General features: G+C 33.2%; 5 protein-coding genes and 1 pseudogene. All 6 read right to left on the bottom strand.

Features of this window, described 5'->3' with window-relative positions:
* Window positions 1-103: 103 nt before the first annotated feature.
* Window positions 104-433, bottom strand: a pseudogene (locus DN394_RS22615) (ASCH domain-containing protein); the annotation flags it as partial.
* A gap of 389 nt (window positions 434-822) precedes the next feature.
* Window positions 823-1,620, bottom strand: a complete 798-nt coding sequence (gene uppP, locus DN394_RS22625; protein WP_060486332.1) for an undecaprenyl-diphosphate phosphatase UppP — start codon at window positions 1,618-1,620, stop codon at window positions 823-825.
* Between the two features lie 17 nt (window positions 1,621-1,637).
* Window positions 1,638-2,375 (bottom strand): ABC transporter permease, encoded by a 738-nt coding sequence (locus DN394_RS22630; RefSeq protein WP_141475424.1) that lies wholly within the window; start codon window positions 2,373-2,375, stop codon window positions 1,638-1,640.
* Window positions 2,368-3,297 carry an ABC transporter ATP-binding protein gene (locus DN394_RS22635; protein WP_097918339.1) on the bottom strand — a complete coding sequence of 310 codons (930 nt, stop codon included), beginning with the start codon at window positions 3,295-3,297 and terminating at the stop codon, window positions 2,368-2,370. Before DN394_RS22635 ends, DN394_RS22630 begins: the two co-directional genes overlap by 8 nt.
* Before the next feature lie 68 nt (window positions 3,298-3,365).
* Complete coding sequence (locus DN394_RS22640) at window positions 3,366-4,379, bottom strand: sensor histidine kinase (RefSeq protein ID WP_149294257.1); 1,014 nt, start codon at window positions 4,377-4,379, stop codon at window positions 3,366-3,368.
* Complete coding sequence (locus DN394_RS22645) at window positions 4,369-5,082, bottom strand: response regulator transcription factor (RefSeq protein WP_046953851.1); 714 nt, start codon at window positions 5,080-5,082, stop codon at window positions 4,369-4,371. The genes DN394_RS22640 and DN394_RS22645 overlap by 11 nt, the downstream gene beginning before the upstream one ends.
* Between the last annotated feature and the right edge of the window lie 315 nt (window positions 5,083-5,397).

Below are 5,397 nucleotides of genomic sequence, written 5' to 3' on the forward strand. Positions count from 1 at the left end.
GACTCGTCTTTTTTGTGTTTAATAAAATAAGCTAGTTATTTATGGGCTTCTTGAGTTATAAATAACTAGCTTATAGCTTTAAAAGTAGCAACAGGAACTTCCGGTAATTATAAATAAGATCTCCTAAGCCTTCATCAATAGCGAATTCTTCGCTTACTTCATTCGTTGGTGTTACAGTTACTTCTATTATTTTAATAATAGCTACAGGTTCATCATTACTAATGAGTATAATACTATAATCGTTAGTAGTCAGTAGTGGTTCGTTTTCTAATTCATAAAAAATGTGAACGGAGCATGTTGCTGTTTTTATGCCGTCAATTACTAACTGTGCGAGATAATTAGAAGAATCACCGAATTGCCAAGCTGTAATAGATTTCGGTTTGTCACCGTTTCCCCAATAAGTATCCCGATATGATTGTACTAAAGGATTCAATTGTATTGTTACCTCACTTTAATTAATAATTTTAGTCTCTTTATAATCCCTGGGAAATTTCCTTATTTGCTATGTCTTTGTACGCATTTAAAACTTGTATCGGTGTGTTGCGAATTAAGAAAGATAATATGTGTGGAATGAATATGGTTTGTAGACACTTTCGGTCCCTATATAGCATTTTCCAGTAGACATCCATATTAATAGAGGAATGTTTAAATTTTGAATTGTGTCGTACGGTAAAGACTAAAATTGCTTGAAGAACATTTGGATTATTAATGATGATTTATTCCCACTATGCCATATTGGAGTAGGTAGTACTAGATGTGAAATGGATAAAAAACCGATATTCTAACTTGAATATCGGTTTTTTATCTGTGACTTATATGAATTTATAGCAATACGAAAAGCGTAAATAAGATAGCCAACAAAATACGATAGTATGCGAAAGGTTTTAAGCCTATCTTTTCTAAAAGCTTTAGGAATGTTACTACTGCTAACATTGCTACTATAAAAGAGGTAATGAATCCTACCGCAAACATAGGGATATCATTGACACTTAAATACTTCCAACTTTTTAACAAGTCTAAGCCTGTAGCGCCTACCATTACAGGAAGAGCAATGAGAAAAGAGAACTCAGATGCAGTTTTATAATTTACTTTTGCTAATAGACCTCCAGAAATAGTAGAGCCAGCTCTAGAGAAGCCGGGGTATACTGCTAAGCATTGAAATAATCCAATTGTTAATGCTTGACGGTATGTTAAATCATCCAGTGAATAGGAGGTTGCCTCTTTCTTTTTTACTTCTGCAAAGAGCATAAGAATTGCCCCTGCTACAAGTCCAATTACGACAGTATAGGGCTGAAATAAGTAAGTTTTAATAACACCATGTAGTAGTAAACCAGCAACTACTGCTGGAAATACGCCAAGAAATACATGGAATGCGTTGAATTTCTTCTCTTTCCGCAGAAGAGGTTTAATATTACATAAAGAAACGAGGCGTTTATGATATAAAATTGCAATAGCTAAAATTGCCCCTAGCTGTATAACAATTTCAAACGTTTTCGCTCTTTCTCCTTCAAAATCTAATAAATGCCCGACTAATATAAGGTGCCCAGTAGAAGAGATAGGTAAAAATTCGGCTAACCCCTCTACGATACCGAGTATGAAGGCAATAATGATATCGCTCATCGTTTCACTCCTATAAATTAATGAATGTCTACTCTTTTGAAATAGAATAGTGTTGCAAAAAATCCTGAAACTGCTGTTGCTGCAATGATGATATAAGAATATTCCGGTGGATATGTGGGTTGTAATTCATTATTTGCGATATCAAGAGTAGCGGTCCACGGAAATAAATCTTTATGTTTGGAGTTTACGAGCATAAGATTAGTCATTGTAATAATGACTGTTAATATAATAGGTGGTACATAGCTCTTCATTACAAGAGTTAGTAGCACAATAGGTGAAGACGATAGAAAGAGAAGTCCACCACAGATTAAAAATTTTAGAAAAGAACCTAAAAATAAAGCAGTGTTAAAACCAGGGAAGTTCCCCAATAGCCCTAATATTAAAGTAAGTGCCCAAGCGACTAAAGTTAGCATCATGATCCAAAGAAAAAGAGTGATGAACTTACTTATAATAAAGCTAATACGCGATACGGGGATAGTTAGTAAATTCTTTAGTGTGTCTTCTGCATATTCACGGGTAAACAAATAAGCAATTACTACTCCATATAAGGGGAACCCTATCACTAAAGTAGTATATAAGTTAACATCAGTAAATAATTGATGGAACCAAATAGTCGGAGTGGGCTGTTTGGTTTTTATATGTATATAAGAAGCTACTACGACTAAGAAAGGTGCGACACCAGCCCCAATAATGCTAATTAAAAACATATTAGAGCGTTTTAGTTTTAGTAGTTCTGTATAGAGTAGATTAACCAATTGTTCCACCTCCAACTAATTTAGTGAAATAATCTTCTAATCTATCTTCACTTATCATCATTTTTAATACTTCTACACCATTTAGAACGAATGTTCTGTTGATGTATCCTTGTTGTCCAAAATGAGAATAAATACGAATATTCCCTTCATCATGTACTTCATAATCAAAGATTTGAAGCTGATTTTCTAATAGCATTGCGGCTTTGTTTTCATTATTCACTTGAAATTCTATGTACTTACGGTTTGCTTTACGTAGCGTATTAAGAGAAACTTCTTCTAGTAACCTTCCTTCATGAATAATTCCCATACGATCAACTAATTGTTCTACCTCAGCTAATATGTGACTGGAAATAAGTATCGTTATATTTCTTTCCTGAGCTAAAGATTTAATAAGTTTTCGCATTTCTTTAATACCAATGGGATCGAGCCCGTTAGTTGGTTCATCTAGTATGAGTAATTCGGGATAATGGAGAAGGGCACGTGCAATACCTAGGCGCTGCTTCATTCCTAAAGAATACTTTCCAACTAATTTTTTTGTTTCATGCTGCAATCCTACGATTTCTAATGCTTCTTTAATAGCATTCTTTTTGTGAATCCCAATTATCTTTGTATTAATTAATAAGTTTTCTTTTGCAGTTAAGTTTTCATAAAACCCTGGAACCTCAACGATAGAACCAATTCTTCTTAAAATATCTTTTTGATTTTGAAATAAGTCCTCTCCGAATATTTCAATATTTCCACTTGTAGGTTTTATAAGACTGAGTAGCATACGAATGGTTGTTGTTTTGCCCGCACCGTTTCGTCCTATGAATCCATAAATCTCGCCTTGTTGAACATTAATATTTAGATTATCTACTGATTTTTGTGTGCCATACACTTTAGTAAGGTTAGTCGTTTTTATAATTGTATTTATAGGAAACACCTACTTTCTATAAGTTCTTAATTACATGATAAGAAGGAAGGCTTAACTGCATATTAATCATTTCTTAACTATTTCTTAAAAGAAATGTATTTTGGAATTGAAAAGCCAAAAGTAGTTCGTTTCCATGGAGTACTTTCAACCCATATATGCCCACCATTTCTCTCAACGAGTGCTTTAGAAATTGAAAGCCCGAGACCGCTACCACCAGAAGAGGAGTTTCTCGATTGTTCGCTTCGGTACATTCGTTCAAATACGTTTTGTAAATCATGTTTTGGAATACCAGGGCCTTTATCCCAAATAAGAAGTTCATAGTCTGTATCAGTTTCTAGTAGTTCGATCCCTAATGTTTTCCCATCTTTTCCGTAATAAATGGCATTTTTTATCAAATTACTCATAATTCGCATAAGGCTAAGTTGGTCTGCAATGATAGGACAAGTAGATTCTGGTATGAGAACCTGTAGTTCGAGATTATGTTTTGAGAGTTCAGGTAAAAATTCAATCAAAACTTCTCTAGTAACTTCAGAAAAGTCGAGTTCCTCTTCTTTTAGTGGAAATTCATTGGCGTCTAGCTTTGCCATATTGAATATTTCATTAACTAGATGTTTTAAGTTATTTGATTTCATATAAAGTATTTTAAGATATTCTTTCTTTTCTATTTCAGAAACAGCAACCCCATCTTTTAAAGCGTCGATATATCCAATAATAGAGGTGAGTGGTGTTCGGATATCGTGCGAGATACTAGACAAAAGTTGTTTTCTAGATTCCTCGGATCTTTTTGCTTCGATCCGAACCTTTTCTAATTCAGCTATCAGTTCGTTTATTGAAAAAACGATACTATGTAATGAGGGGTCATTGCTTGTGAATAATCTCGTTTGTAAATTTCCTTTTAGTACACGACCTAATTTTGTGTCCACTGATTTGCGATGTTGAATGAATTGTATTCTTGAAAAGAAGAGATACATTGTAATTAAAATAAGGGTAATAAATAAAGACATCTTTCCTTTTGGGCCCATTTGTATATTTAAAAGCCCGCAAATGATAAGTTGTAATGAAATAAGGAATAGGGTTTTATCAGTCTTCAAGTTTTTCACCTACAAACTTATAACCAATTCCCCATACAGTTTGAATGAATTTTGGATTAGAAGGATTGATTTCTATTTTCTTTCTAAGTTTTCGAATATGTACCATAACGGTATTATCGTCTTCTATATAATTATCGTCCCATACATTTCGAAAGAGCTGTGTTTTTGTAAATACTTGTCCTGGGTTTGAAGTAAAGAATTTCAACAGTTCCAGTTCTTTTCCGGTTAAGCTGATTTCTTCTTTATTTGTATGAACTGTGTATGTATTTAAATCGATAGTTAGTCCTTTGAAAGCTAAAATTGTTTTCTCTTGTGCAGTAGTGTTACTTCCAAGAACTAAAAAACGCCGCATAAGAGCCTTTACTCGTGCAACTACTTCGTGAATACTGAAAGGTTTCGTAATGTAATCATCAGCGCCAATGCTTAAACCTAAAATTTTATCAATTTCGTGATCTTTAGCGGTTAGCATTAATATAGGTACGTTAGTTTTATCTCTAAGTTTTCTACATACTTCGATACCATCTACTTTCGGCATCATAAGATCTAATATAACGAGGTTATAGTTGTTTTGATTAAATAATTGTAAGGCTTCTTCACCATTAACCGCAGTATCTACCATATATAATTCTCGTTCTAAATATATTTTTAATAAATTTCGGATTTCTTTATCATCGTCTGCTATAAGGATACGTATATCTTTCATATTTTCACCTGCTTCTAATAGAGTTTTATTGCTAGTACAACAACTCTCTAATTATATACTAGTATTTGTTAAAATAAGGTTGCTAGTTTTGTTGGAGGGACATGTCTACAAGAATTAAGTCTAGAGTTCAAATGAAATCGAATATGTTTTGGAAGAATAAATTAAAGAGAAGCAGAAGGTGGTTTCTAGTAATGACTCTTTGTAGAGGCATATCTAGCTAAAAGAGCATAAAAATATTAAATTGAATATCTTTATAAAAAGGTGTTGACGATTTCACCTTAGAGGTGTAGTATAGAACAAGTCGCCGATGCAATA

This window comes from Bacillus sp. BB081 (genome assembly GCF_008368895.1).
Taxonomy (GTDB): domain Bacteria; phylum Bacillota; class Bacilli; order Bacillales; family Bacillaceae_G; genus Bacillus_A; species Bacillus_A wiedmannii.